The 26,161-nt window shown below is 63.4% G+C and carries 25 protein-coding genes and 1 tRNA gene; 10 read left to right on the plus strand and 16 right to left on the minus strand.

Translation table 11 applies throughout. The features are described 5' to 3' along the window. Nucleotides 1-10: 10 nt before the first annotated feature. Nucleotides 11-2,347 carry a TonB-dependent receptor gene (locus A0O30_RS18290; protein ID WP_105947418.1) on the minus strand — a complete coding sequence of 779 codons (2,337 nt, stop codon included), beginning with the start codon at nucleotides 2,345-2,347 and terminating at the stop codon, nucleotides 11-13. Nucleotides 2,348-2,539: 192 nt separating this feature from the next. On the opposite strand from A0O30_RS18290, the gene A0O30_RS18295 reads away from it, so the two are divergent. Continuing rightward, nucleotides 2,540-3,454, plus strand: coding sequence for a LysR family transcriptional regulator (locus tag A0O30_RS18295; protein WP_105947419.1), 915 nt, complete (start codon nucleotides 2,540-2,542; stop codon nucleotides 3,452-3,454). 123 nt (nucleotides 3,455-3,577) lie between these two features. Here the strand turns inward: A0O30_RS18295 and A0O30_RS18300 are convergent, their stop codons facing one another. Both A0O30_RS18300 and A0O30_RS18305 read right to left on the minus strand, forming a co-directional pair. Continuing rightward, nucleotides 3,578-4,483, minus strand: a complete 906-nt coding sequence (locus A0O30_RS18300) for a TauD/TfdA family dioxygenase (RefSeq protein WP_105947420.1) — start codon at nucleotides 4,481-4,483, stop codon at nucleotides 3,578-3,580. 38 nt (nucleotides 4,484-4,521) lie between these two features. Then, nucleotides 4,522-5,559, minus strand: a complete 1,038-nt coding sequence (locus tag A0O30_RS18305; RefSeq protein WP_105947421.1) for an ABC transporter substrate-binding protein — start codon at nucleotides 5,557-5,559, stop codon at nucleotides 4,522-4,524. A 297-nt stretch (nucleotides 5,560-5,856) separates the two neighbouring features. On the opposite strand from A0O30_RS18305, the gene A0O30_RS18310 reads away from it, so the two are divergent. From A0O30_RS18310 to A0O30_RS18330, 5 genes are all read left to right on the plus strand, one after another. After that, entirely contained in the window at nucleotides 5,857-7,446 is a 1,590-nt protein-coding gene (locus A0O30_RS18310; RefSeq protein ID WP_256589713.1) for an ABC transporter permease, read from the plus strand. Continuing rightward, nucleotides 7,443-8,303 (plus strand): ABC transporter ATP-binding protein, encoded by an 861-nt coding sequence (locus A0O30_RS18315; protein ID WP_105947423.1) that lies wholly within the window; start codon nucleotides 7,443-7,445, stop codon nucleotides 8,301-8,303. Before A0O30_RS18310 ends, A0O30_RS18315 begins: the two co-directional genes overlap by 4 nt. A gap of 100 nt (nucleotides 8,304-8,403) precedes the next feature. Beyond that, a tRNA-Arg gene (locus A0O30_RS18320) sits at nucleotides 8,404-8,480 on the plus strand. Between the two features lie 162 nt (nucleotides 8,481-8,642). Further along, the gene (locus A0O30_RS18325; protein WP_105947424.1) at nucleotides 8,643-10,373 is read left to right on the plus strand and encodes a dipeptidase; all 1,731 of its coding nucleotides are present in this window, start codon (nucleotides 8,643-8,645) and stop codon (nucleotides 10,371-10,373) included. A gap of 354 nt (nucleotides 10,374-10,727) precedes the next feature. Further along, complete coding sequence (locus A0O30_RS18330) at nucleotides 10,728-11,165, plus strand: CBS domain-containing protein (protein WP_043200239.1); 438 nt, start codon at nucleotides 10,728-10,730, stop codon at nucleotides 11,163-11,165. Nucleotides 11,166-11,171: 6 nt separating this feature from the next. Here the strand turns inward: A0O30_RS18330 and A0O30_RS18335 are convergent, their stop codons facing one another. The 3 genes from A0O30_RS18335 to A0O30_RS18345 all read right to left on the minus strand — a co-directional run bounded on the left by A0O30_RS18335 (nucleotide 11,172) and on the right by A0O30_RS18345 (nucleotide 12,642). After that, entirely contained in the window at nucleotides 11,172-11,810 is a 639-nt protein-coding gene (locus tag A0O30_RS18335; RefSeq protein WP_105947425.1) for an NADH:ubiquinone oxidoreductase subunit N, read from the minus strand. 69 nt (nucleotides 11,811-11,879) lie between these two features. After that, complete coding sequence (locus A0O30_RS18340) at nucleotides 11,880-12,122, minus strand: DUF2789 domain-containing protein (protein WP_105947426.1); 243 nt, start codon at nucleotides 12,120-12,122, stop codon at nucleotides 11,880-11,882. 61 nt (nucleotides 12,123-12,183) lie between these two features. Continuing rightward, nucleotides 12,184-12,642 carry an aminoacyl-tRNA deacylase gene (locus tag A0O30_RS18345; RefSeq protein WP_016714419.1) on the minus strand — a complete coding sequence of 153 codons (459 nt, stop codon included), beginning with the start codon at nucleotides 12,640-12,642 and terminating at the stop codon, nucleotides 12,184-12,186. 98 nt (nucleotides 12,643-12,740) lie between these two features. Between A0O30_RS18345 and A0O30_RS18350 the strand changes: the two genes are divergently transcribed. Continuing rightward, nucleotides 12,741-14,087, plus strand: a complete 1,347-nt coding sequence (locus tag A0O30_RS18350) for a nodulation protein NfeD (RefSeq protein WP_105947427.1) — start codon at nucleotides 12,741-12,743, stop codon at nucleotides 14,085-14,087. Between the two features lie 2 nt (nucleotides 14,088-14,089). Then, nucleotides 14,090-14,842 (plus strand): slipin family protein, encoded by a 753-nt coding sequence (locus A0O30_RS18355; protein ID WP_105947428.1) that lies wholly within the window; start codon nucleotides 14,090-14,092, stop codon nucleotides 14,840-14,842. 30 nt (nucleotides 14,843-14,872) lie between these two features. On the opposite strand, the gene A0O30_RS18360 is transcribed toward A0O30_RS18355, so the two are convergent. From A0O30_RS18360 to A0O30_RS18370, 3 genes are all read right to left on the minus strand, one after another. After that, nucleotides 14,873-15,505 (minus strand): LysE family transporter, encoded by a 633-nt coding sequence (locus tag A0O30_RS18360; protein ID WP_105947429.1) that lies wholly within the window; start codon nucleotides 15,503-15,505, stop codon nucleotides 14,873-14,875. 79 nt (nucleotides 15,506-15,584) lie between these two features. Beyond that, nucleotides 15,585-16,172 (minus strand): mechanosensitive ion channel family protein, encoded by a 588-nt coding sequence (locus A0O30_RS18365; protein WP_060499459.1) that lies wholly within the window; start codon nucleotides 16,170-16,172, stop codon nucleotides 15,585-15,587. Further along, the gene (locus A0O30_RS18370; RefSeq protein ID WP_105947430.1) at nucleotides 16,172-18,082 is read right to left on the minus strand and encodes an ATP-binding cassette domain-containing protein; all 1,911 of its coding nucleotides are present in this window, start codon (nucleotides 18,080-18,082) and stop codon (nucleotides 16,172-16,174) included. Before A0O30_RS18370 ends, A0O30_RS18365 begins: the two co-directional genes overlap by 1 nt. A 50-nt stretch (nucleotides 18,083-18,132) precedes the next feature. On the opposite strand from A0O30_RS18370, the gene A0O30_RS18375 reads away from it, so the two are divergent. Further along, nucleotides 18,133-18,615 carry a TIGR02444 family protein gene (locus A0O30_RS18375; RefSeq protein ID WP_105947431.1) on the plus strand — a complete coding sequence of 161 codons (483 nt, stop codon included), beginning with the start codon at nucleotides 18,133-18,135 and terminating at the stop codon, nucleotides 18,613-18,615. Here A0O30_RS18375 and A0O30_RS18380 read toward each other — a convergent pair. Then, nucleotides 18,591-19,598: an AlgP family protein gene (locus tag A0O30_RS18380; protein WP_105947432.1), complete on the minus strand. Its 1,008-nt coding sequence runs from the start codon at nucleotides 19,596-19,598 to the stop codon at nucleotides 18,591-18,593. The genes A0O30_RS18375 and A0O30_RS18380 overlap by 25 nt on opposite strands. Before the next feature lie 179 nt (nucleotides 19,599-19,777). On the opposite strand from A0O30_RS18380, the gene A0O30_RS18385 reads away from it, so the two are divergent. Continuing rightward, complete coding sequence (locus tag A0O30_RS18385; RefSeq protein ID WP_105947453.1) at nucleotides 19,778-20,416, plus strand: FKBP-type peptidyl-prolyl cis-trans isomerase; 639 nt, start codon at nucleotides 19,778-19,780, stop codon at nucleotides 20,414-20,416. Nucleotides 20,417-20,425: 9 nt separating this feature from the next. Here A0O30_RS18385 and rsd read toward each other — a convergent pair whose 3' ends face one another. The 6 genes from rsd to hemC form a co-directional block, all read right to left on the minus strand. Beyond that, a complete protein-coding gene (gene rsd / locus A0O30_RS18390; protein WP_105947433.1) occupies nucleotides 20,426-20,896 on the minus strand; it encodes a sigma D regulator in 471 nt (156 codons plus the stop codon). A gap of 231 nt (nucleotides 20,897-21,127) precedes the next feature. Further along, nucleotides 21,128-21,634 (minus strand): disulfide bond formation protein B, encoded by a 507-nt coding sequence (locus A0O30_RS18395; protein WP_105947434.1) that lies wholly within the window; start codon nucleotides 21,632-21,634, stop codon nucleotides 21,128-21,130. Nucleotides 21,635-21,856: 222 nt separating this feature from the next. Continuing rightward, entirely contained in the window at nucleotides 21,857-23,095 is a 1,239-nt protein-coding gene (locus A0O30_RS18400) for a heme biosynthesis protein HemY (protein WP_105947435.1), read from the minus strand. Further along, a complete protein-coding gene (locus A0O30_RS28030) occupies nucleotides 23,092-24,192 on the minus strand; it encodes a uroporphyrinogen-III C-methyltransferase (RefSeq protein WP_198749558.1) in 1,101 nt (366 codons plus the stop codon). Before A0O30_RS28030 ends, A0O30_RS18400 begins: the two co-directional genes overlap by 4 nt. Before the next feature lie 45 nt (nucleotides 24,193-24,237). Beyond that, entirely contained in the window at nucleotides 24,238-25,005 is a 768-nt protein-coding gene (locus tag A0O30_RS28035; protein WP_256589714.1) for a uroporphyrinogen-III synthase, read from the minus strand. Next, entirely contained in the window at nucleotides 25,002-25,943 is a 942-nt protein-coding gene (gene hemC / locus A0O30_RS18410; protein WP_016714405.1) for a hydroxymethylbilane synthase, read from the minus strand. Before hemC ends, A0O30_RS28035 begins: the two co-directional genes overlap by 4 nt. Nucleotides 25,944-26,161: the final 218 nt, after the last annotated feature.

A 26,161-nucleotide genomic window follows, 5' to 3' on the forward strand; every position in this document is an offset into this window, starting at 1 on the left:
CTCCTTGTGCTCAGAAGTCGTAACGGGCAGTTGCGCCGAAGGTGCGCGGGGTGCCGAGTACACCGGCATAGCCACCGTTGGCGGAGTTCCACAGGCTGGTGAAATAGGTTTTGTCGCCGGCGTTTTTCACCCACAGCGACAGGTCGACTACGCCGTCGCCCTGGTCCAGGCGCACACCGGCGGAAAGGTTGACCAGCGCGTAGCTGGGGATCTGGCCGAAATCGGAATCGTCGATGGTGCCCACCGCCTTCGAGCGGAAGGCGTAGCTGGCAGTGACGTAGGGTTCTACGTGCTCGGTGGCCTGCCATTTGTATTGGGTGTTGAGGTTGGCGATGTACTTGGAGGCACCGACCACCTGGTGGCCGGACAAGTCGCAAGTGGCGGTGGCATTAGCCAGGCTCACCTCAGGTGGGCACGGGGCATCCTTGTACTCGGTGTAGCGCACATCGTTCCACGAGCCGTTGAAGTTGACGGTAAGGCCGCGGATCGGCAGCGCCATGGCCTCGAACTCCAGGCCTCGCGAGCGTACGCGGCCGGCGTTGGCCAGGTATTGCACGCGGTTGATCTGGTCGTAGACGTTGGCCTGGTAGCCATGCACTTCGGCCCAGAACAGGTTGCTGTTGAGTTGCAGGCGGCCGTCGAACAGGGTGCTTTTCAAGCCCAGTTCGGCATTGTTGACCCGCTCGGTACCGACCAGCAGCGAATCGGTACCCAACCGTGGCGCAGCACCGACGGTGAGGTTGACGCCGCCAGACTTCTCGCCGTGAGTCAGGGTGGCGTAGCCCAGCAGCTGCTCGTTGAAGCGGTAGCTCAGGCCCAGCAGGCCGGAGGGGCTGAAGCTGTACTGGTTGAGGTCGCCCGAATCGTAGGCCCCTATCCGGGCCTGCCGCGCCGCTGCAGCAGCACCCGTTACAGCCGCACCGCCGCTTGGTGCATCGCGGGTTACCCAGGCGCTCTTCTCCTCATAGGTACCGCGAATGCCGGCAGTGAAATCCAGGCGGTCGGTGACATGCCAGGTGCCCTGGGCGAACAGCGCGTAGCTGTCGGTGTTGATGTGGCCGTTGCCGATGGTGTCGACATTGTTCAAGGCACCGGCGGGCGTCAGGTTCCAGACATCCGCCTGCGGTCCGTAATAAGTGAAGGACTTGTTGTCCAGGTCCTGCTTGAAGTAGTACGCCCCCAGCACATAGTCGAAGGCGCCACCGGTGGGCGAAGCCAGGCGGATTTCCTGCGAGTACTGCTTGTCACGCACCGACACCCCGGCGCTGTAGAACACCGGCACGTTCAGGCCATCGTCGTTGCGCGGGGTGAAGTCCCACCAGCGGTAGGCGGTGATCGAAGTCAGGGTGAAGTCGTTGGGCAACGTCCAGTTGGCCTCCACCGAGGTGCCACCCTGGAACACCGTTACCTGCTGGTCGGCGTCGAAATTGACCTTGCGGTCCTTGCCCGACACCAGTGTCGCGCCCGCCTGGGCGGCCAGGCTTTCGTAGCGGTTGACGCCATTGATGGTGGGGCCGGTGCTGTACAGGCTGAGGATGCCATTGTTGGAGTCCTCCTCGTTGTACTCGCCGATCCAGCGCAGGTTGAAGGTGTCGCTAGGCTTGAACAGCAACTGCGTACGAAAGCCCTGGCGCTTGCCGCCGTTGAGGTCGTCGCCGTTGTGGATGTTCTTCACATAGCCATCATCTTCGGTGCGGTAGGCACTGATACGCCCGGCCAAGGTCTCGCTGATCGGCCCCGAGAAGCTGCCTTGCGTTTGCAGGTAGCCGTCTTCGCCAATCGACTGCTGGATGCTGCCCTCACGGTGGAAGGTGGGCTTGCGCGTGGTGATGTTCAGCACCCCGGCGGTGGTGTTCTTGCCGAACAGCGTGCCCTGCGGGCCGCGCAGCACCTCCAGTTGCTCCACGTCCAGCAGGTCGAATACCGCCATGCCGGGGCGGCCGAGGTAGACGTTATCCAGATAGATGCCGACGCTGCCCTCCAGGCCATCGCTGGCCGGGTTGTTGCCCAGGCCGCGGATCGAGATGCTCGACTGGCGGGCATGCACATAGGCGACGTTGGTGCTGGGCACCAGCTGTTGCAGATCCTGCACACGGTAGATGCGCTGGGTTTCTAATGTCTCGCTGTCGAGCACGCTGATTGGTGTGGGCACACTTTGCGCGGTTTCTTCGCGGCGGCGGGCATTGACCGTGACGGTGCCAAGCTTGGCTTCCTGTTCCACTGCCGGGCTGGCGCTGACCGGTTCTTCGGCGAAGCTGCCAGAGGACGCCGCCAGCAGCACGCCAGCGGCCAAGGGTTGCAAGGTGAAACGCGACGCGCGCGCAGGCCAACGGGAAAGTCCGGACATGCAAATGCTCCTTGAGGCATGGGCCCTGGCGAGCATTTCCGTTGGCGGAACCGAATCGCGGTCAGTCGGGCTTATATTCTTTTAAGTGATATAAATATTTTTAAATCATATTTAGTGGAATAAGTAACTCCCTTTATAAGGGGACTCACCCTTGTCAGCAATTGCATTTGACCGAAGGTTTTAATGTAGAAAATGCATATCGATCTGCGTCAGCTGCGCCACTACATCGCCCTTGTCGAGCACCGCAGTTTCGTGGCCGCTGCGGCTGCCGTGAACCTGTCGCAATCGGCGTTCAGCCGCAGCATCCAGACCCTGGAGCACAACATTGGCTGCCGCCTGGTGGACCGCGCCAGCAAAGAGCTGGCGCCCACCCGCCAAGGCCTGTTGGTGCTGGAGCATTCGCGGCGGTTGGTGCATGGGGCGCACAACCTGGTCAACGAAATTCACCAGTTCAACGGCGCCACCACGGGCGTGGTGCGTTTCGGCTCCGGCCCGGCACCGGCCGGAGGGTTGGTGCCACGGGCAGTGGCGCGCTTCGTGGCCGAGTACCCGGCGGCGCGCACGTGCTTTCAGGTGGACAACTGGCAGGCGCTGAACCGCAAGCTGGTTGCCGAGGAGATCGAGTTTTTTGTTGCCGACACCCGCCAGTTCGAGTCCGACCCGGATTACCAGGTGCACAAGCTGGCCCCGCAACGCTGGCATTTCTGCTGCCGCGCCGGGCACCCGCTGACCGAACAGGAGAGCGTGCAGGCGCGTGACCTGTTCGACTACCCGCTGGCCACGACCTTTCGCCCGCCGAATATCCGCAAGATCCTCAGCGACCTGAGCGGACGGCAGGATTTCCTGCCATCAGTGGAGTGCGAGCATGGCTATGCGTTGCTGAATGTGGTGATGCATTCGGACACCATTGGCATTGCCTGCAATGCCAATTTGCGGCCGTATCAGATGGAGCGGGGACTGGTGGCGCTGAAGCTGGCGGACCTGACAGCGGAGCAGGAGGAGACGTTCTATACCCGCTATGGGGTGGTGAGCCGGGTGGGGTATGGGCTATCGCCATTGGCTCAAGGGCTGGTCAGGCAGCTGATTGCCTGTGATACCGAGTTGTAGCTGGCGGGGGCTTTGCCCCCGTTTCGCGACACAAGGCCGCTCCCACAATGGACCGGCGTACGCCGTGCTTTTGTGGGAGCGGCCTTGTGTCGCGAAAGGGCCGCAAAGCGGCCCCCGGCGATATCAGCCTTTACGCGTAGTTCGGCTCAACTGCCCATCCACCCCCACCGGCACCTCACCCGCCAACGTCACCCGGCGCACCACCCGTGGCTGGGTCCCGTAATCATCCACCGCATAATGCTGCGTCGCCCGGTTATCCCAGATCGCCACATCCCCCGCCTGCCAGCGCCAGCGCACGGTGTTTTCCAGGCGCGTCACATGCCCCTGCAACACCGCAAACAGGTGCTGCGAATCCGCCAGCGAATAACCCTTGATGCGCTTCACGAAATGCCCCAGTTGCAGCGCCCGCTCGCCACTGATCGGGTGTACGCGCACCACCGGGTGCTCGGTCTCGTAAACGGTCGATGTGAATACCTTGCGATAGCGCTCCAGCTTGGCCGGGTCCACATCGGGCTTGATGCTGGCGTAGTCATATTCGTTGCTGTGCACCGCCCACAGCTTGTCGGCCAGCTCACGCAGCGGCTCGGGCAACTCCTGATAGGCCGCAGCGGTGTTGGCCCACAAGGTATCGCCACCCGAAGCCGGCGCCACCACGCTGCGCAGGATCGAGGCCTTGGGGTAGGCGTCGACGAAGGTCACGTCGGTGTGCCAGGAGTTTGCCCGCTGGCCTTCGGCGCCATCGAGTTGCAGCAGGTAGCTGGTGCCGTCCACTACCGGCACGGTGGGGTGGGCGACCGGCTCGCCAAGCAGCTTGGCGAAGGCTTCCTGGCTCTGGTCATCCAGGTGGGTCTGGCCACGGAAGAAGATCACCTTGTGCTTCACCAGCGCCGCCTGAATGGCGTCCAGGGTGGCGGCATCAAGGTCGGCAGACAGCTGCACACCGCGGATTTCGGCGCCGATACGGCCGGCAACCGGGTGAATGTCGAGTTCGAGGGTTTGTGGCGCGGTGGCCAGGGCGGCATTGCTCATGGTCGTGGTCCTTGCGGTTGTTGTCGGGTTGTTCGGGTTCAGCGGGCGGCCTGCACGGCCTGTTCCTGTTTCAGCGCGGCATCGAGAAAGCGCGGTTCGATCCAGTCGGCAACCTGGAAGCCACGGCGGATAAGCCGCTCCTTGGCTGCCAGGTCGACGCCCTGCTGCAACTGGCCGACGAATTCGGCGTCCAGGCGTGGGTCGAAGTAATGGGCGAGGTCTTCCTTGGCCAGGTCATCACTGAGGATGCTGCGTGGCCAGTTGGCGTTGTTGGCCACCAGGTTGATGTAGGCGTCGCGGTTATGTTCGTCACGCAACCAGGTACTGGCCTGCTCCTGGGCGTTGACCAGTCGCTGGACCAGTTCGGGGTACTTGCGGATGAAGTCGCCCGTGCCCAGCAGCACTGCCTGGGTACTACCGGCGCCTTCGAGGTCCCGCGAGTTGACCGGCAGCTCGACCAGTCCACGTTCACGCAGCGACAGCAGGTTGGACAGACCCCAGGTGGCGTCGATCTGCTTGGCCGCCAGCGCAGCGTTGGCGGCGTTGAAGTCCAGGTTGATCACCTTCAGCTCACGCTCGGTCAGCCCTTGGCTGGCCAGGGCGCTGGCGAACGACAGCTGGTTGGCTGTGCCGCGGAACACCGCTACGCGCTTGCCCTTGAGGTCGTGCAGGGTCTTGATGCCAGAGCCAGGCACCACGCCCAGGTAGCTCTTGACCCCACGCACGCCCGCCGTCAGCACGCGGGTATCCAGGCCATTGGCCTTGCCAACGATCGCGGCCAGGTCACCCAGGTAGGCAAAGTCGGCCTGGCCATTGGCCAACGCCTCGTTCACCACGGGGCCGGCCCCCTTGAAGAAGTGCCAGTAGATGCGGATGCCATCCTTGGCGAATTCCTTCTCCAGCAACTGCTGGTCACGCAATACATCGACTACGCCGCCCGCGCTGGGCTTGCTGCCGGCGCTGAGGTCGGGTACGGCGATGCGGATGCTTTCAGGCTTGGCGGGCTCGGCCGCCTGGGCGCTGAGGGTGAAGGCCAGCCCAAGGGCGGTGACGAGGTGGCGCAACGGGGTTTTCATGGCAAGGCTCCTTGGCAGGCTGCCACCGGCGATGGCCGGCGCTTTGGCCAGAAGCTAGGCAGGTCTGGTTAGAACCTACAAAGATCAAAACTTCATTTTTTAGTAACTGAAAAGCATAAACCAGGCGGCATGCGGGCCTGCGCCAGGCTTGCGAAAAGCGCATGGAAAATATGAGGAAAACGCAACGGCGGGGGGCTTCCGTATGCAGGGGACGCATGCTCTTATCTCTTGAAATGTGCTTTTGAGAATTTCTAATTCCATAAGTGAATAACATAACAACGCTTCGAGAGATGGCCGATGAATGGAGTTCTGAGCAGGAATCGGAGGTGGCTTCGAGGGCCGCTGCGCGGCCCGATCGCGACACAAGGCCGCTCCTACAGGGGCCTTGCGTACCTCGTGCCTGCGGTAGTTGCCGTGCTCTGGGTGATAGCCAGCCGGCAGCACTGGATGAGCGAGCAGATTCTGCCGGCGCCAGCGCTGGTGTGGCAGAGCGCGGTGGAGTTTGGCTCCGGCGAGCTTTGGGGGCACCTGTGGATAAGCTTGCAACGGTTGTTCTGGGGGCTGGCGGTAGGTATCGGCAGCGGCTTGCTGCTGGGCGTATGGCTGGGCGCTTCGCAGCGGGCACAGACACTGGTGCTGCCAACCTTCGTGGCACTGGCACAGATTCCTACGCTGGCCTGGATTCCGTTGTTCATGCTGTTCTTCGGCATCGGCGAACTGTTGAAGCTCGTGGTGCTGGTAAAGGCCGTGGTGGTTCCCGTCACCTTGCACACGCTGGTAGGTGTGCGCGATGCCCAGCCCAAACTGCGTGAAGCCGCATTGGCCCTGCGCCTGCCCCGGCACTTGCTGTTCCTGCGCCTGCTGCTGCCGGCTGCCCTGCCCGCGTTTCTCACCGGCGTGCGTCTGGCCCTTGCCACCGGTTGGACCTCGCTGCTGGCGGTCGAGTTGCTGGCCTCCAGCGAAGGGATCGGCTACCTGATGGTGTGGGGTCGGCAGCTGTTCATGCTCGACCTTGTGCTGTTGTGCATCCTGGTGATTGGCCTGGTCGGTGCCGTGCTGGAGCGCAGCTTCTCTATCCTGGAAAAGCACGTGCTGTTCTGGCCGCAACCGGCCACCGGCGAACAGCAGCGCGGGCCAGTGCCACGGGGCTGGCAAAGCCTGCTGTTGCCGCTGGCACTGCTGGCAGTGTGGCAAGCCAGCAGCAGCTTTGGCTGGGTTGACCCGAACATTCTCACCTCACCACTTGAGGTACTGCGCACGCTGCTGGTCGGTTTGGCCGATGGGTCGCTGCCGCAGGCCTTGCTGCTGAGCCTGGAACGCACCCTCACCGGCCTGCTGCTGGGGGGTGGCGCCGGCCTGCTGACCGGGTTGCTGCTAGGGCTTTCAAACCACGCAGAACGCCTTTTCGGGCCAAGCCTTTCGGCCTTGCGCCAGGTGGCGCTGTTCGCCTGGGTGCCGCTGCTCACCGCCTGGTTCGGCCTGGGTGAAGGGGCCAAGCACGTTTTCGTAGCCCTGGCCGCGTTCTTCCCGCTGCTGATCGCTACCCAACGCGGTATCGCCAGCCTCTCGCCACAGCTGGGCGAAGCCGCCCGCACGCTGCGCCTGAACCTGTGGCAACGCTTGCGTCTGCTGGTACTGCCCGGTGCGGCCCCGGCGATTTTCGCCGGCCTGCGCCTGTCGCTGATCTACGCCTGGCTGGGCACCATCGGCGCCGAATACTTCATGCCTTCGGACGGCGGCATCGCCAGCCTGATGATCGGCGCCCAGCAACTGTTCCGCATGGACCAGGTAATGGCCGCCATGGTCCTGATCGGCCTGGTCGGCGCCCTGCTCGGCAACCTTGGACAACGCCTCGAATCGCGCGCCACGCGCTGGAGAACCGCATGAACGCCTTCAACACCTCGCACCTGCACGCGGCCAACCAGCCCGACACCACCCCGCCCCTGGTCAGCTTCGAAGGGGTCGGCAAGGTGTTCACCGTGGACGGCCAACCGTTCGAGGCCATCCGCAACTTCAACCTGTCGATCAACGAAGGCGAGTTCATCGCCATTGTCGGCGCATCCGGTTGTGGCAAGTCCACCTTGCTGCGCATGCTGGTTGGGCTGGATACCGACTACAGCGGCAGCATTCGCGTCGACGGCCATACCGTGAAAGGCATTGGTGGTGAGCGCGGCATCGTGTTCCAGGAGCATCGTCTGTTCCCATGGCTGACCGTGGAACAGAACATTGCCCTGGGCCTGGTCAATGAGTCGCTGACGCAAGGTGAACGTGCGCGGCGCGTGCATGAGTTCGTGCAACTGGTGGGGCTGGTGGGCTTCGAATCGGCTTACCCGCACCAGCTGTCCGGCGGCATGGCACAGCGCGTGGCTATCGCCCGTGGCCTGGTCGCCAGCCCTCGGATCCTGCTGCTCGACGAGCCATTCGGCGCGCTGGATGCGCTGACCCGCCAGCAGCTGCAGGACGAGTTGCTGGCCATTCGCGAACGTGCCGGCATCACCACCTTGCTGGTCACTCACGATGCCGAAGAGGCGACGTACCTGGCGGACCGGGTCGTGGTGCTGGAGCCACGCCCAGGCAGGATCAAGTCGGTGGTGGAAATCGACCTGCCGCACCCACGGTTGCGCACCGGCGTTGCGCTGCATGGCCTGCGCGAGAAGGTGCTGCACCAGATTACTGGAACTGGCGGTTACCTGCCGCCAGTACGCCGCGTGGAAGGGCTAAGGCCAGAACTGATCGCGCTCTGATCGGGTTGAACGCCCAGCCGGAGTGACTTGGCAGGTAAAAACAGCTACAGATCAAGGCGATGGACGCCACCGATTCAGATGGGTATCATGCGTGCGCGTTGCACTCGTAGCTCAGCTGGATAGAGTACTGCCCTCCGAAGGCAGGGGTCGTGGGTTCGAATCCCGCCGAGTGCGCCATATCAAAAAAGCCCTGGGCCTGAGCCCGGGGCTTTTTCGTTTGTGCGACATGTCGCGTTTCTGGCACTCCCGTGCCATAGGTCATTGGTGTTAGCGTGGGCGTCTTCCCGTTTTTCGAACGGGTAACCCACAACAATGATTGGCGAAGGAATGCACGCAACCATGCACCTGAAAAAACTCACCGCCACCACCCTGCTGCTGGCCAGCATCGGCCTGTTCACCCAGCCGGCCCAGGCCAACCTCACCCAGCAGCAGTCCGCTGCCATCGTCAAAGCCTTCGACGGCAGCAACCCAAGCGACTTCAAGCAGTTCCTCGACAAGCTCAAAGGCAGCGACCTTGCCAAGGCCGACAACCTCGGGGCAACCCTCGACGCCTACCTGGCCGGCAAGCCACTGGCCGCCGAGCAGCAAGACGAGATCAACCGCCTGCTCGGCCTGTATACCCGCATCAAGTATGGCAAGGCCGCCACCGAAACCCTGCGCGAGCTGGTGGCCATCCCCACCTTCAATGTCGAGGGTACGCCGCAGTACCAGAACCCCGAGTTCCTCAAGATTGCCGACAAGATCAAGGCCCTGGCCGACAGCTTTGGCCTGGCCTTCCGCAACATCGACAACCGCGTGTACGAGATTTCGCTCGGCAGCGGCAAGGAAGTAATCGGCATCCATGCCCATGCCGACGTCGTGCCGGTCAACCCGGACAACTGGAAGCTGGCCGACGGCACACGCCTGGACCCGTTCAAGGTCACCCTGGTTGGCGACCGCATGTACGGCCGTGGCACCGAAGACGACAAGAACGGCATCGTGGTGGCGATGTACGCGCTGAAAGTGGCCAAGGACGAGAACCTGCCGCTGGCCCGGCAGTTCAAGCTGCTGATCGACACCACCGAAGAAACCAGCGGTGACGCCATCCCTTACTACTTCGAGCGCAACCCCACGCCCGACTACAACCTGGCCCTCGACGGCGGCTACCCGGTGGTGATCGCCGAGAAAGGCTACGGCACGGTCATGGCCAGCTTCAGCAAGCGGGCGGGCACTGGCAAGGGCGCAGAAATCGTCAACCTGACTGGCGGCCTGGCCACCAACCAGATCCCGACCACCTCGGTAGCGACCCTGGTTTCAGACAACCCGACGCAGTTGGCCAAACAGTTGCAGCAAGCCGGTGCCAAGTACGTGAAGCAGCATGGCGGCGACTTCAGCATCGACGCCAAAGCTGAGGGCAAGAACGTGCTGCTCACGGTGACCGGTGTTTCCGCCCACTCTTCGGAGCCGGAGTCCGGGGTGAACCCGGTGGCCCGCATGCTCGACTTCATCAACGGCGTGGACAAGCAGGTTCCGCTCAAGCACAACCACTTCACCGACGCCGCCCGCTACGCCGCCGACAACTGGGGCCTGGACTACCTGGGCAACAAACTCGGCGTGGCGTTCAAGGACGCATTCATGGGCCCGCTGACTGCCTCGCTGACGTTTGTCGGGGTGGATGACAAAGGCCTGAAACTGGCGGTGAACCTGCGTATTCCGAAGGGCAAGCCGATCGCCACGATCAAGGACGAACTGGCTGACAAACTGGGCAAGTGGACCCGCCAAAGCCACACCTCGGTAGCCTTCGACTACAGCCTGGACGAGCCGATGTACCGCAACCCCGAGGGCGAATGGGTCAAGGCCCTGCTCGCGGTGGCCACCGAGAACCTGGGCATGAAGCATGAGTTCGGCACCTCGGCCGGCGCCACTTCGGTGCACGACTTGCCAAACGGCGTGCAGTTCGGCCTGGCCATGCCGGATGTAAAGTACACGGGGCACAACGACAACGAGTTCAAGACCGTGGAGCAGTTCATGCTGGACTTGCAGATCGTGAGCGAGATGGTGGCGCGGCTCGGGCAGATGCCGAAGCTCTGATTGGCAGTACCGGCCTCTTCGCGGCTAAAGCCGCTCCCACAGGTACAGCATATGCCTGAGGTTTGCGCTGTACTTGTGGGAGCGGGCGTGCCCGCGAACACCGGCGCAGCCGGTGCCATCTATCGCATTGCCTGCTTCGCGGGCTTGCCCGCTCCCACAGTGTGAACCACACAGAATTCAAAGGTGGTGCAATTCCTGTGGGAGCGGCTTCAGCCGCGAAGAAGCCGGAACAGGCATTCAACCCATGACGTTTTTCAATCGACTCCATGCCGTTTCCTGCATTGCCGTGCAGAGCGCCGTGCCGGATGCTTTAGTTACTCCGAGACAGCGCTTTTTTCACCCGCAGAGGCCCGTATGAAGACCGTCGAACAAATCCTCAAGACCAAGTCCCAGCACCAGACCGTGTACACCATCGGCCCGGATGACTCGGTGCTCGACGCCCTGAAAATGCTGGCGGAGAAAAACGTCGGTGCGCTGCCCGTGGTCGAGGGCAACCAGGTGGTGGGTATCGTCAGTGAACGGGACTATGCGCGCAAACTGGTGCTGAAGGGCCGCTCGTCCGCCGCCACCCCCGTGCGCGAAATCATGAGTGCTCCAGTGGTCACCGTGGAGCCCAAGCAGAAGCTCGATTTCTGCATGAACCTGATGACCGATCGCCACCTGCGTCACCTGCCGGTGGTCGACAATGGCAAACTGCTTGGCCTGTTGTCGATCGGTGACTTGGTCAAGGAAACCATCACCGAACAGGCCAGCCTGATTCAGCAACTGGAGCAATACATCCGCGGAGAATGACGCCTCTCAATGGTAGGCGCGCTCCAGCTCGTCCAGCTGATGGTCGAAGCTGCGCAGGCGCGCCGACCACGTGTACACCAGCACCTCAAGGTCACGGTTGAGCACGGCAGTATTGCCATGGCCACTGCAGGTGGGCTCGCCCAGGTCCAGCTGGTAGCGTTCACGGGCCATGGCCTGGGCCACGCTGGACAGGTCGCGGGCGTTGGCCAGCCAGTGGTGATGGTGGTCATGGATTTCACGGTCCAGTGCTCGACACTGGCGCTTCAGGGCATCCAGGCTCTGCTCCAGCGGCGTGCCCTTGAGTTCGCCCATGACCTCTTCGAAGGTGCGCCCCGAATGCCAGTAGCTACCCCAGAAGTAGCGGTCGAACACCGTCTCGACACGGCGTAAGGCCACCTTGGTGTTCCAGATGGTCAGCAACGTTCGCCCCTGGATCACTTCACGCTTGTTCAGGTGCAACTGCTGCCAGGCAATCCACGTCAGGGCCACCAGTGCAACCGCCACAGTGACAGCGGCAGCGGCATACAAAAAATGCACTGCCTGATTCATCTGTTGCGTCTGCCTGATGCCGTAGAAGTAACTGGCCGTCAGGGTGCCCAGGATCGTCACGGAGCACCAGAAGCCTGGTGCGTAGGGATCTTTCATCGCGCTATCCCCTTATTGTTTTCCTGAGCATAGCAACGGCCAATCACTCGTCAGGTGCCGCTCGGCGCTTTATTTTCGGGGGCGGCGCAACGCTTCGTTGAGTTGATCGAAAGGCTCCGCCCAATCGGCATCCTCAATGATGCTGTCCTTGAGAAAGGCACGCTGGGAGTCGGTCCAGAACGGCGCATCCACCAGCTTGATTTCGTTCTTCAGCGGTGAATGGCTGGTGATGAACTGATCGATACTCTCGGGATCGTCGGGCAGGCCCAGCTGTTTGAACAGGTCGGCAAAGCGATGAATCGGCGCTTCCATGGTTCCTCCTCGGTGCCAGGCAAGCCGTCCACGACGCCCGCCTGGCAGTGGTGTGAAAACATCAGCACAGCTCGCGCACTTCGGCGTGCGGCACCAGTTTCATGTACTGCTCCATGCTCATGTGGATCAAGTGATCGTGGTCACCCGCCTCCAGGTAGACATCGCCCTGGCGGGTAAGGCTCGGGTCGAGCAGCATTTTTATCTGGTAGGCATCACCAAGGGCCGGCACGGCGCCACGCTCGCAGTCACTGAACAGGCTAGGCAAGCCGCTTTCCCGGGTGAGTTGCCAGGCCCCGGACATGCGCACCTTGGTCATGTCCAGGTGCCGGTTGGCCGGTAGCACGGCCATGATGTAGTTACCATGACGGTCATCGAGCATCACCGACTTGGCGACCCGCTCGGCGGGCACGCCGGCCGTACGGGCCGACTCCAGGCTGGTGGCCGAATGGGGATGGGGAATGATGTCGTAATCGCAGTTGGCCTTGTCCAGGCGGGCCTGCAGGGTTTTAGCCATACGCATGATGCACCTCCGGTTTCACCCCCCAATCTCCAATTTTAGGCCTGGCAGCGGCAGGCAGGGCTAAACTTGTGCAATAGAGGCAAACGAGGTGACGACAGGTGATCGCCCGCTGCTGGCGCTGGCTGTTGCTGCTGTTGCTGCTTGGCATTACGCCCGGCGGTCAGGCAGCGCCCGGCGCAGTGTGGGTGCTGGGCATCGACGATGCCATCGGCCCTGCCAGCGCCGATTACCTGGTACGCAGCCTCGACCAGGCCCGGGCACAGGGCGCGCAGCTTGTGGTCATCCGCATGGATACCCCAGGCGGGCTGGACAGCGCCATGCGCCAGATGATCAAGGCGATTCTCGCCAGTCCCGTGCCAGTGGCCACCTACGTTGCGCCCAGCGGTGCCCGCGCCGCCAGCGCAGGCACCTATATCCTTTACGCCAGCCATGTTGCCGCAATGGCGCCCGGGACCAACCTGGGCGCCGCCACCCCCGTACAGGTCGGCGGCCCCCCAGGTGCCCCCAAGGACGACAAGACCAAGGGCAGCGATGATGAAACCCTGGCACGCAAGCAGGTCAACGACGCCGCGGCCTACATCCGCAGCCTGGCGCAACTGCGTGGGCGCAATGCCGAGTGGGCGGAGAAGGCCGTGCGCGAGGCCGTCAGCCTGCCCGCCAGCGAAGCCTTGCGGCTGAATGTGATCGACCTGATAGCCGATGACCTGCCCGACCTTTTGCGCAAGCTGGATGGCAAAACGCTGCAGGTCGCCGGCCAACCGCACCCGCTGCAGACTGTCGGCGCCAGCCTGGTCGAGCACCTGCCGGACTGGCGCACACGGGTGCTGGCCGTGATTACCAATCCCGGCGTAGCACTGATCCTGATCATGATCGGCGTGTATGGCCTGTTGTTCGAGTTCATGAACCCCGGCTCCGCGGTGGGCGGTGTGGTCGGCGGCATTTGCCTGCTGTTGGCGTTGTATGCCCTGCAACTGCTACCGGTGAGTTTCGCCGGGATGGCGCTGATCCTGCTGGGCATCGCCTTCATGATCGCCGAAGCCTTCCTGCCCAGCTTCGGCGTGGTCGGCTTTGGCGGCATCGTCGCCTTCGTGGTCGGCGCGTTGATCCTGATCGACACCGATGCCCCAGGCTTCGGTATCCCGCTGACCTTGATCGGTACCTTGGCCGTGCTTTCGGCGCTGCTGATCGGTGGCGTGCTGGGCATGGCCCTGAAGGCACGACGGCGGGCGCTGGTGAGCGGCGACGCCGGCCTGGTCGGCAGCCTGGCCACCGTCACCCAGGTAATGCCAGGCAACCCGTTCTGTGGCGTGGTGCTGGCCCAGGGCGAGCAATGGCAAGTGCAATGCGCAACGCCGCTGCAAGCTGGCCAGAACGTGCGGGTGACCGCGCGCCATGGCGTGATGCTGGAAGTGAGCGCCGCCACGCCTGCGGCGCAAGGAGAATGAGCATGTTCATGCAAGTGGGTTTCGGCGCGGTGCTGATCGTGCTGACGATGCTGTTGCTATCGGCGTTTCGCATCCTGCGCGAATACGAGCGCGGCGTGGTGTTCCAGCTGGGCCGCTTCTGGCAGGTCAAGGGGCCGGGGCTGATCCTGTTGATTCCGGTGGTCCAGCAGATGGTACGGGTCGACCTGCGCACCGTGGTGCTGGATGTGCCGCCGCAGGACGTGATCACACGCGACAACGTGTCGGTCAAGGTCAACGCGGTGGTGTACTTCCGCGTGCTGGATCCGCAGAAGGCGATTATCCAGGTCGAGGATTTTCTGGTGGCGACCAGCCAGTTGGCCCAGACCACATTGCGCGCTGTGCTGGGCAAACATGAACTGGACGAGTTGCTGGCCGAACGCGAGCAGTTGAACCTGGACATCCGCCAGGTGCTGGATGCGCAGACCGATGCCTGGGGCATCAAGGTGGCCAATGTCGAGATCAAGCATGTCGACCTGAACGAATCGATGGTGCGTGCCATCGCCCGGCAGGCCGAGGCCGAACGTGAACGGCGGGCCAAGGTCATTCATGCCGAGGGCGAGTTGCAGGCGTCGGAGAAGCTGATGCAGGCGGCACAGATGCTGAGCAAGGAGCCGGGGGCGATGCAGTTGCGCTACATGCAGACGCTGGGGACGATTGCCGGGGACAAGAGCTCGACCATTGTCTTCCCGTTGCCGGTAGATCTGCTCAAGGGATTGGTGGACAAACAGAAATAGCTGGGGCCTCTACAAGGCCCCAGCTGGCTATCAGAGAGGTGCGCGGCGCAACGTGGCCAGGAAGGTGGCCGCCCCAATGAACAACCCGGCAAAGGTACGGTTCAGGCGCTTCTGCTGTTTGGGCGTACGCAGCAGACGCAACACCCGCGAAGCCAACCCGGTGTAGCCCGCCATCACCAACATGTCCACACTGATCATGGTCACGGTGATCGCCACATATTGTGGCAGCAACGGCGCATGCGGGTTAAGGAACTGCGGCAGCACCGCCAGCATGAACACCAGTGCCTTGGGGTTGCTGACGTTGACCAGGAAACCGCGGAACACCAGGCTCAGCGGTTTGCCGATCGGGCGCACGCCAGACTCATCGGCCATGTCCATCGGCAAGGCACGCCATTGCTTGTAGGCCAGATAGACGAGGTAGGCGACGCCAAACCATTTGATGATCTGGAAAGCCGTGGCCGAGGCGGCAAGGATGGCACCGACGCCGGCGGCGATGATGGCGATCTGTACGATCAGGCCCAGTTGCAGGCCCAGAGCATTCCAGTAACCACGCCAGAAGCCGTATTGCAGGCCGCTGGACATCGAGGCAATCGCCCCGGCACCGGGTGAAAGGCTGATCACCCAACAGGCGGCAAAGAAGCCCAACCATACTTCCATCGACATCACACACCTCGCTCGAACATATGTTGCAAAACGTTAAGCTAAGGTGTTGGTGAAAAAATAACCAGCAAATTCTTCAGGTTTAATCTGCCTCGACCGTCGGATCTTTGTGCATCGCCTGCACTTCAGCCCCACGCCAGCGCCGCACCGACTTCTGGAAGAACTGGCTATTGGGCACCTGCACCAGCGCCCCACCCGCCTCGGGCAGCTCCATCAGCGTGGTGAACAGCAGGTTGATGGCGATCACCCGGCCTTTTACGCCCGGCTTGTCCAGGGTGTCGACCAGCTCGACCACATCGCCGATGCGAAACGGCCCCACCGTGAAAATCAGCACCGCGCACAACAGGTTGGACAGCACGCTCCACATGGCGAAGAAGGCCACTGCCGCCACCGCGACGAAGCCGGACAGTGCAGTCCACAGCACCGTTGCGGAAACGCCCAACCGCTCCAGCACGAACAACAGCGCGCTGCCCATGATCAGCCAGCGCAAGCCGCCCCGCACCGGCACCAGCAGCTCCGGTGGCAACGGGTAACGCTGACCCAGGCGGCTCAACCCGCGGGCGACGATGCGCTGCAGGACGAAGGCTGCCACCAGGATCAACAGAATCTGCAAGCCCAGCCAGAAGGTGTCCATCCATTGCCCTGGCAGCAGCGAACGCAGTTCCTCCATCAGGACAGCGCCTCGAGCTCGGCCTGCATGCCCTCGAGCGTTTCCAGCGCTTCCATCCAGGCTTCTTCCAGCTCGCCTTCGCGTTGTTTGAGCTTGGTCTGGCGCGCCAGAAGGTCACGCAGCTCATCCTTGCGCGCGGCCTCGTAGAGGTCACCATCGCCCAGTGCGGTCTCGATCTCGGCCAGTTGCGCATGCACCTGGTTAAGCTCGGTTTCCAGCTTGTCGGCGGCCTTCTTGTGCGGGGCAAGCTGCTGACGCAAAGCGGCGGCAGCCTGACGCTGGGCTTTTTTGTCGGTCTTGTCCGGGTTGACCGGGGCGCTACTGGCCGGCGCGCTGCGCTGGCGGTACTCGACCAGCCAACGGCTGTAGTCGTCCAGGTCACCGTCGAAGGCGTCTACCTTGCCATCGGCCACCAGCAGGAAGTCGTCGGTGGTGCTCTTGAGCAAATGTCGATCGTGGGATACCACCACCACGGCACCGGCAAACTCCTGCAAGGCCATGGTCAGCGCCAGGCGCATTTCCAGGTCGAGGTGGTTGGTCGGTTCGTCGAGCAGCAGCAGGTTCGGCCGTTCCCAGGCGATCAGCGCCAGCGCCAGGCGGGCCTTTTCGCCACCAGAGAAGTTCACGACCGGCTCGTCGCAACGAGCGCCATGGAAGTCGAAACCGCCCAGGAAGTCGCGCAGGGTCTGCTCACGCTCGGTGGGCGCGATGCGCTGCAGGTGCAGCAGCGGGCTGGCCTTGTCGTCCAGCGAGTCGAGCTGGTGCTGGGCGAAGTAGCCAACGGCCAGGTTTTCGCCCCGTACCAGGCGGCCAGACAACGGTTCCAGTTCACCCGCAAGGTTCTTGATCAGCGTCGACTTGCCCGCGCCGTTAGGCCCAAGCAATCCGATACGCGCGCCTGGGGTGAGCTGCAACTTGACCTTGTCGAGGATGGCCTTGTCGCCATACCCCAGCCGGCCTTCGGACAGGCTCAGCAACGGGCTGGAGATTTTCTGCGATTCGCGGAAGACGAAGTCGAACGGTGAATCCACGTGCGCCGCCGACAGCTCTTCCATGCGCTCCAGGGCCTTGATCCGGCTTTGCGCCTGGCGAGCCTTGGTGGCCTGGGCCTTGAAGCGGGCGATGTATTTTTCCATGTGCGCGCGCTGCGCCTGCTGCTTCTCGTAGGCTTGCTGCTGCTGCGCCAGGCGCTCGGCACGGGTGCGCTCGAAGGCGGTGTAGCCACCTTTGTACAGGTTCAGCTTACGCTGCTCGACGTGCAGCACATGGTCGACCACAGCGTCGAGGAAGTCGCGGTCGTGGGAGATCAGTAACAGCGTGCCGGGGTAGCCCTTGAGCCAGTCTTCCAGCCACAGGATGGCGTCCAGGTCGAGGTGGTTGGTGGGCTCGTCGAGCAGCAGCAGGTCGGACGGGCACATCAGCGCCTGAGCCAGGTTCAGGCGCATCCGCCAGCCACCCGAGAAGTCACCGACGCGGCGATCCATCTGCTCGTTGGTGAAGCCCAGGCCGGCCAGCAGCTTGCGCGCACGGGCATCGGCGGTATAGCCGTCGGCGCTTTCCAGCTCACTGTGCAGGCGCGCCAGGGCAGTGCCGTCGTGGGCCTGCTCGGCGGCGGCCAGTTCGGCCTGAACCTTGCGCAGGCGCACGTCGCCGTCGAGCACATAGTCCACGGCCAGGCGGTCGAGGGTATCGACCTCCTGGCGCATGTGGGCGATGCGCCAGTCACCGGGCAGTTGGCAGTCACCGGCATCGGGTGACAGCTCACCGCGCAGCAAGGCGAACAGGCTGGATTTTCCGGCACCGTTGGCGCCGATCAGGCCGGCCTTGTGACCGGCGTGCAGGGTCATCTCGGCGCCTTCTAGCAAGCGCTGCGGACCACGCTGTAAAGTGAGGTTGGATAGTCTGATCATGATGGTCGCGGAGTCTACCAGCTTCCTCGGCCCATAGCGCGAGTGGAACCATGCACACCGACCTGTGGAATCATGCCCTGGCCCTGTATGCCAGGCCCGGCGCGGAAGCGGCCTGCCTTGAGCTACAGGCACTGGGTGGCGATGTCTGCCTGCTGTTGTGCGCGACCTGGCTGCAAGCACGAGGCGTGGCGGTGCTGGATGAGCGCGTGCAGGCGTTAACCGAAATAGCCGGGGCCTGGCAGCGTGACGTGGTCGCCCCGTTACGCGGCCTTCGCCAACAATGGCGAGCAGCGGCATCGGGTGATGCGCAACTGGCGGCGTTGCGTGAACAAGTGAAGGGGCTGGAGTTGCAGGCCGAAAAGACCTTGCTTGAGCGTTTGCAGGAATGCTCGCGACAGTGGCCCACGGACTCGCATGGGCTCACGGACGACTGGCTGGCCCGGCTGGCGCCGGAGCCTGCCCGCCGCCACGACGCGCTGGATCATTTGCGCGCCGCAGCGGCTACGCTTCAGGACGCCGAAGACGGCGCCTGAGCCGAAGTGCTGGCGGGTGTCGACGATGCTACCGAAGCAGCCGGGGTGGCCGAGTTGGTTGCAGCAGCCGGGGTGCTGGCGGCAGGCGTAGCCGGTTTGGCTTCGGCTGGCTTGGCGGCCCTGCGTGCCGGGGCTTTGGCGGCAGCTGGTTTCGCGGCTGGCTTGGCTGCGGGTTTGGCAGCAGCAGTCGCTTTGGCAGCTGGCTTCGCCGCAGGTTTGGCTGCAGCAGTCGCTTTGGCGGCTGGCTTCGCCGCAGGTTTGGCGGCAGCGGTCGCTTTGGCAGCTGGCTTCGCCGCAGGCTTGGCAGCAGCAGTCGCTTTGGCGGCTGGCTTCGCCGCAGGCTTGGCAGCAGCAGTCGCTTTGGCGGCTGGCTTCGCCGCAGGCTTGGCAGCAGCAGTCGCTTTGGCAGCTGGCTTCGCCGCAGGCTTGGCAGCAGCGGTCGCTTTGGCAGCTGGCTTCGCCGCAGGTTTGGCAGCAGCAGTCGCTTTGGCGGCTGGCTTCGCCGCAGGCTTGGCAGCAGCAGTCGCTTTGGCAGCTGGCTTCGCCGCAGGTTTGGCAGCAGCCGGCTTGCTGGTTTTGGCAGCACGCGAATCCAGCGCTTTGGCTGCGGCCTCGCGAACCTTGCCTACGCCCTGGGCCAGCTTGAGGCTGTCTTGAGCGTCACGCTTGAGTTGCTGAATATAAGAGCGGGTCTGGGTTTGGCGTTCCTTGAGGGAATCGAGCAGTTCTTCAAGTTCGCCGATGGCTTTTTGCGCTTTGGTCTGCGCCTTGGCTTTACCTGCCTTTGCGGCATCCTGCAATTTCAGGCGGCCGTTGTGCAGTTTTTCCTGCGCTTTGCCACGCTGCTTTTCCAACTTGGCCAGCAGTTTTTCCGCATCAGCCAGCGCTTGCGAGCAGGCCTCTTCCAAGTGTTCGAGCAGGCTGCCCGAAAGTTGCTGGAGCAGGTGTAACGGCGTACTTACTGGCTTCTTTTTGGCCGACATGGTTTACCTCCTGGCTGACGAGATTGCGGCTCATACTATGCTTCTGCTGCTACCGCCGCTAGGGCATGTTGACCGTAATAGTGACGCCGCGTTGCATGCCTGGGCAAAGTTGTTATCTTGCAGCTGCGTGAAAGTGTAGTTGCTGAATTAATCATTGCTGATCTTTGGGAGCCAGGGTGTTGCCTCGATATCTTGTATTAGGTTTATGCCTGCTGGCCCCCATCGCCATGGCCGACAGTGACGAGCACGACCTGGCCTACAGCCTGGGCGCAAGCCTGGGTGAGCGGTTACGCCAAGAGATGCCGGGCTTGCAACTGGATGCACTGGTCGAAGGCCTGAAGCAGTCTTATCAGGGCCAACCACTGAAGCTGGACAAGGCTCGCATGCAGGCTGTGCTCCAGCAGCATGAAGCACAGGCAGGTGATGCCGACACGCAGAAACTGCGGGCAGCCGAAACACGCTTCATGGCCAATGAGCGTGGCCGTTATGGTGTGCACGAACTACCGGAGGGTGTGCTGTACAGTGAACTGCAGGCAGGCACGGGCGCACAGCCCAAAGCAGGCGGCAAAGTGCAGGTTCGCTATGTGGGCAGGCTGCCGGATGGCTCGGTGTTCGACCAGAACCAGACACCGCAGTGGTTCAGCCTGGATTCGGTGATCGAAGGGTGGCAGGTAGCCTTGCCGCAGATGCACGCTGGCGCCAAATGGCGCCTGGTGATTCCTTCAGCGCAGGCCTACGGCGCCGAAGGAGCGGGTGACCTGATCGCACCCTATACACCTCTGGTATTCGAGATCGAGCTGCTGGCGGTTGGTGACTGACGCCAACCTTCAGGCCTCGACTGCGCCCTCTTCCTTGTGCGCGGTGTGCAGCACTTCGATCAGGCAGTCCTCCAGCTCGAAGCGCTCGTGCAACAGGCCGCCCAGCTTGGCCAGCTTCTCGGCGAAGCGCTCGGTGTCCTTGCACTCGCCTTTCGCACAATGGTCATTGAAGGCCAGCGCGATCTGGGTGATGTCGTTGATCCGCGGATTGATCTCTTCGGCCAGTTTCAGCGCTTTCTCGTCATCGAAAGCCTTGGCCTCACTGACCAACTGCTCACAGACCTCGAAATGCCACGCCGAACAGTAGTCGACAAGCAGGCCGCAAAAATCCCCGTTCGTGTCTTTGTCGGCAAAGGCCAGCTTTACATCGCGCAATGCGCGGAAAGCCTGCACCAGTTCCTGGCGCTCCTTCAGCCAACGGTCGATCAGATCGTGAACCCCACCCCAGCGTTCCTGGGCGTTCTGACAACTATCGAGCATGGCGATCTCTTCCCTTCTGGGTAGATGCCGCTGCACCTCGCACCACGACCGCGCAGCACAAAGGTGACATCAGCAGGACGGCATCGAGCAGTTGTGTTTTCGGTATACGTGCTGCGAGATTATTCCCGCGCGTGCTGCCCATCAAGGTACGCAGCACACAAAGTTCATACAAGTGTTTAATACCCCGTTACATCGCCATTGGTCGTACTCATGACGCAACCTTGCGCCAGGTCAAGTTCTTGCCAGGGTGCGGAAACGATACGCCAGCAGGCAACTCAAGGGCAGCGTCGCCAGCAGCAGGAAGGCCAGCAGGCTCCACTCGGGCAGCGTCAGGTCGAGAAAGCTCCAGGTCAGCGAGTTGCAATCCGGGCCACCCAGCAACAGTTGCCGCGCCGCCTCGCCCCAGGATTGCTCGAACACCCGCCCAATCGGCACCGGGCATACATGGATGACCGCACCAGCGCCCTGCAACCAGACATGCCGCGCCGCCAGCAACGCACCGGCCAGCGAGCAGCCCAGCGTCGCCCGCGCGTACTGGCGGATGCCCTGCAAGCCTGGCGCCTGCAGCACAGCCCCCAGGCACAGCAACGCGTACGCCGCGAGCAGCAAACGCTGGCTGAAGCACAAGGGGCACGGCACCAGCCCTGGCATGTTTTCCAGTTGGAAAGACGCAGCCAGCACCGCCAGTGCGGCCAGGCAGGCAGGAAGGAAAAAGGAGCGCAAACGGGCCGGCAGCATGGGCGGTGAAGGTCCCGGGGAAGATGGAGTGGCTTGAAACGGTAGAGGAAAGACGCGCTTTGTTTCAAGGCGCGACAGCAACGACAAGTCGCTGAATCGTGTAGGAAATTTCCAGAGTGGTGGTAGGAGGTGACTGAAGAAAGGGATTGCAGCGCCAACGTGCAGGCGTAGATAAATTACCAACCTCCAAAGCCCGCACCTTGGCGCGGGCTTTGGGGTGGGTCAGGCGCGTACGCCTTCTGGCAACGGCAGGGCCAGCAGGCGTTCGTCCAGCAGGCCGAGGCCCTCCTGGAACAGCTGGTTGCTGCGCTCGGTCTCGCCCAGGCCAGCAAGCAGGCGGGCCAGTTCGGCACAGGCCTCGGGGTTGCGCTCCATGCGCAGGCTGCTTTCCAGATAGTCACGTGCCTTGCCCCACAGGCGGTTCTGCAGGCTCAGGCGGCCCAGGGTCAGCAGCAGGCTGGCGTCTTGCGGATGAGCCTTGAGCCAGCCTTCGGCGGTTTGCAGCTGGCGCGCCGGGTCATCACCGCGCACCAACCCGTACAAGCGGGCCAGGTGGCTTTCGTATTCACGCTTGAGCGCAGTGCGCAGCACCTGTTCGGCCTCGCTCTGCGCGCCCACCTGGCGCAATTGCTCGGCGTATGCCAGCACCAGCTGTGGCTCCTGACGCTGGGCTGCGGTCAATTGCTGCCAGGCTCGCTCCAGGGCCTGACGCGCACTTTGTGCGTCTTCGCCACGGGTGGTGGCCAGGCTCAGGTTCTGGCCCCAGGCGCGTTGTTCAAGGGCAGCCAGCTCGGCGGGCGGCAGTACCTTGCCCTTGCGTAAGTCGGGCAAAAGGCGGATGAGGGCCGACCAGTCACCACGTTCCAGGTGCAGGCGTTGCAGCAGGCGCAGCACCTGGGTGTTGTGCGGGTGACGCTCCTGCATGGCCAGCAGGGTTTCCAGGGCCCCGTCACTTTCGCCACGGTCCATCTGCAACTGGGCATGCGTCAGGGCAATGGCCAGTTCCGCTTGCGGCTGACGCTCCAGCGCCCGCTCCAGCAGGTTGTCGCTGTCTTCGATGCGGCCTTGCTCGTTTGCGGCACGCGCTGCACCAAGGTAATACAGCAGCGGTTGACGCTCGGCCTCGGCGGCACGGTGCAAGTGGCGCTGGGCGCTGGCCCAGCGGCCTTCGGCGAGGTCCAGCTGGCCCTGTTCGATGGCCACGCGAATGCGCCGGCTACGGTTGCGCCGCGACCACGGGTTGACCACGCCGCTGGAGGTCAGCACCAGGCCAACCAGGTAACGCAACAGCCACAGCAGTGCGACCACGGCCAGCAGGCCGGCCAAGGCCGCCCACAGCCCCGACTGATAGCGGAAGCCACCATAGGAAATCAGCACGTAGCCGCTGTGCTTGGCGACCGCGATCCCCAACGCCGCAGCGACCACAATCGCCAGCACAGCCAGCAGGTAGACACGCTTCATGGCTTGCCCCCTTCAGCCTCGGCCGGCAGGTGGCGGCGCTGAATGTAAGCCTGCACGGCCGCCAGGCTCTCGCTGAGGTCGGGGGTAACCACCGACACTGGCTGATCGGCCAGGGCATTCAGGCTGTCGAGCATGGCCTTGCTTTGTGGGTTGTCGGCGTTGAAGTTGGCCAACAGTACGCTACGGGCGTCGTCCAGCGCCTGGGTGTAAACCTTGGCATCACCATTGAGTGCGGCCCACTGGGCCTGCTCGATGGTCAGGCTCAGGGCCAGGCGCAGCTGGTTCAGTTGCTGCCCGGCCAGCAACGGCCGCACATTGTCATCGGCATTGAAGTCGATCTGGAAGTACTTGGAGATTTCTGCCCACCACTGCGACAGGCGACTGGCACCATCACCGTCGGCAGTCAGGGCGCCGAGTGCATCGGCGTTGCTGGCAAACTCGGGGGACTGGGCACTGAGCTGCTGCACCAGCTCGCGCTGAGCGGCCAGCTTCAGGAACAGGCCGGTACGGTCTGGCTGCTGGGTGCTGTTGAGCGTGGCCAGGCTGCGTGCCAGTTGTTCGCGGGCGGCGAAGGCACCTGGGTCGCTCTGTTCGCGCAGAATTTCGTCAGCGCCCTCGACCAGGGCCTTGGCGCTGGTGATGTCCTGTAGCGCCGACAGGCGCAGGGTGGCCAGGCGCAGCAAGTGCTCGGCCTCGGCCAGGCGCCATTCCTTGCGGCTCTCGCCAAGTACGGTTTCCAGGCGCTGGCTGAGGCGTTGCTGGTCACCTTGCAACTGCGCCACCAGGCGGCGGCGGTCTTCCAGTTCGCTGGCAGCCGGCAGGCTGGCCAATTGCGCGCTGATTTGCTGTTCGCGCTGTTGCAGGGCTTCGGCGCGCTGGTTCAGCGCTTCGATGTGCTGGCCCTGGTTGAACTCACTGCCTTGCAGTTGGCGTACCTGCCAGACACCCCAGCCACCTACCGCCACCCCGGCTGCACCCAGCAGCAAGGCCAGCGCTGCCAGGCCACTGCCGGAGCGCTTGGCGGGTGGGGCGGTGACGGGTTCCGCCGGCGCCTGTGCCGACGGCTGATCGTTATTGGACAAGACAGTCTCGCTCACGTATCCATCCTTTGCATGGGGGCGCATCGCGTTCAGCTTAGCGCCTTAAGAGGCAGGTGCAGCGCTGCGCTGCACGGCTGCCAGCAAGGCCGTGGCACTGGCGCCACGGCAATCCACAACCTGTTGGGCCCCGGCGGCCCTGGCCTGCTCGGCGACCCTGGGGCTGGGCACGAACAGCGGCAACTGTGCCAACTGCGGCCAATCGGCGCCGGCCAGCTGCTGCAAATGTTCAAAACCCTGCCCACTGCTGACCACCAGGCCATTGAGGCGTTCCGCTTCGATGCGACGCTTCAGGGTGCCCGCCGGATAAGCCGGCAGGCAGCGACGATACAGTTCCAGATATTCGACACTAGCACCTTGCTCTGCAAGACGCTCTGCCAGCAGTTCGCGACCTCCGACGCCGCGAACGATCAACACACGCGGCGCAGGCATGGCAACGGCCTGGCGCAGGGCCGGGAGCGCCAGCAAGGCTTCGCTGTCATCGCCACGCGGCGGGCAGCTCACCCCCAGGCCTTTCTCCTGCAACACTGCGGCAGTGGCCTCGCCCACGGTGAACCAGCCTTGCCTTGGCGGCTGCAAACCGGCCTCGGCCAGTTGCTCAAGCAACAGCCAGGCGGCAGGTTTGCTGACCACGATGATCGCCTGGAAGCCATGCAGGCCTTCCAGCAACAGGCGTTGCCGGGCCTGCACGGTGACGGGCTCTATCTCCAGCAGCGGCATGCAGCTGCTGCCCACCCCCGCTGCCGCCAGGCTTTGCGCCAGTGCTGCGCAGTCCTCGGCAGGGCGGGTCAGCAACAGGCGCCATTGGCTCACGGGTGGCCGGCCTCGCCGTAGACTTCCTTGAGGATGGCCTCGGCGCCCTGACCCAGCAGGTCTTCGGCTACCTGTACGCCGAGCGTTTCAGCGGCAGAGCGGGGGGCGCGGGCATCGGCCACCAACAAAGTACCGCCGCTAGGCTGACCGACCAGGCCACGCAGCCACAGCTGGTCGCCTTCGAGCACCGCGTAGCAGGCGATCGGCACCTGGCAGCCGCCATTCAGGCGTTTGTTCAGGGCACGTTCGGCCACTACCCGGTCGGCGGTGTCGGCATGGTGCAGTGGCGCCAGCAGCGCGTGGATCTCGACGTCGGCGCTGCGGCATTCGATACCCACCGCACCCTGCCCGCCAGCCGGCAGGCTGTCATCGACGCTGATGGTGGAGGTGATGCGGTCTTCAAAGCCCAGGCGGATCAGGCCGGCTGCAGCGAGAATGATGGCGTCGTACTCGCCAGCATCCAGCTTGGCCAGGCGGGTGTTGACGTTGCCTCGCAGGAAGCGGATTTGCAGGTCTGGGCGGCGTGCCAGCAACTGGGCCTGGCGGCGCAGGCTGGAGGTGCCGACGATGCTGCCGGCAGGCAGCGCTTCAAGGCTGTCGAAGGTATTGGAAACGAAGGCATCGCGCGGGTCTTCGCGCTCGCAGATGCAGTACAGGCCCAGGCCTTCGGGGAAGTCCATGGGCACGTCCTTCATCGAATGCACGGCGATGTCGGCTTCGTTGTCCAGCAGGGCAGTTTCCAGTTCCTTGACGAACAGGCCCTTGCCGCCGATTTTGGCCAGCGGCGCATCGAGCAGCTTGTCACCACGGCTGACCATGGGCACCAGGGTCACCAGCAGACCGGGATGAGCCTGCTCGAGGCGGGCTTTGACGTATTCGGCCTGCCACAGGGCCAAGGCACTTTTACGGGTGGCAATGCGGATTTCGCGAGTGGACATGAAACGCCCCGATCCAGAGAAATACCGTCGATGATAACAGCATCGCCGGTATCGCTAGCAGATACGGATCAACAGGTCATGCGCAGCTTTGTGTGGGAGCGGCCTTGCGTCGCGAAAGGGTCGCACAGCGACCCCAAGGTTTCGGCAGCAATGCACAATTTGCTGGGGCCGCTTTGCGGCCCTTTCGCGACGCAAGGCCGCTCCCACAAGGCGCGAGC

Source organism: Pseudomonas sp. LLC-1 (genome assembly GCF_002992185.1).
Taxonomy (GTDB): domain Bacteria; phylum Pseudomonadota; class Gammaproteobacteria; order Pseudomonadales; family Pseudomonadaceae; genus Aquipseudomonas; species Aquipseudomonas monteilii.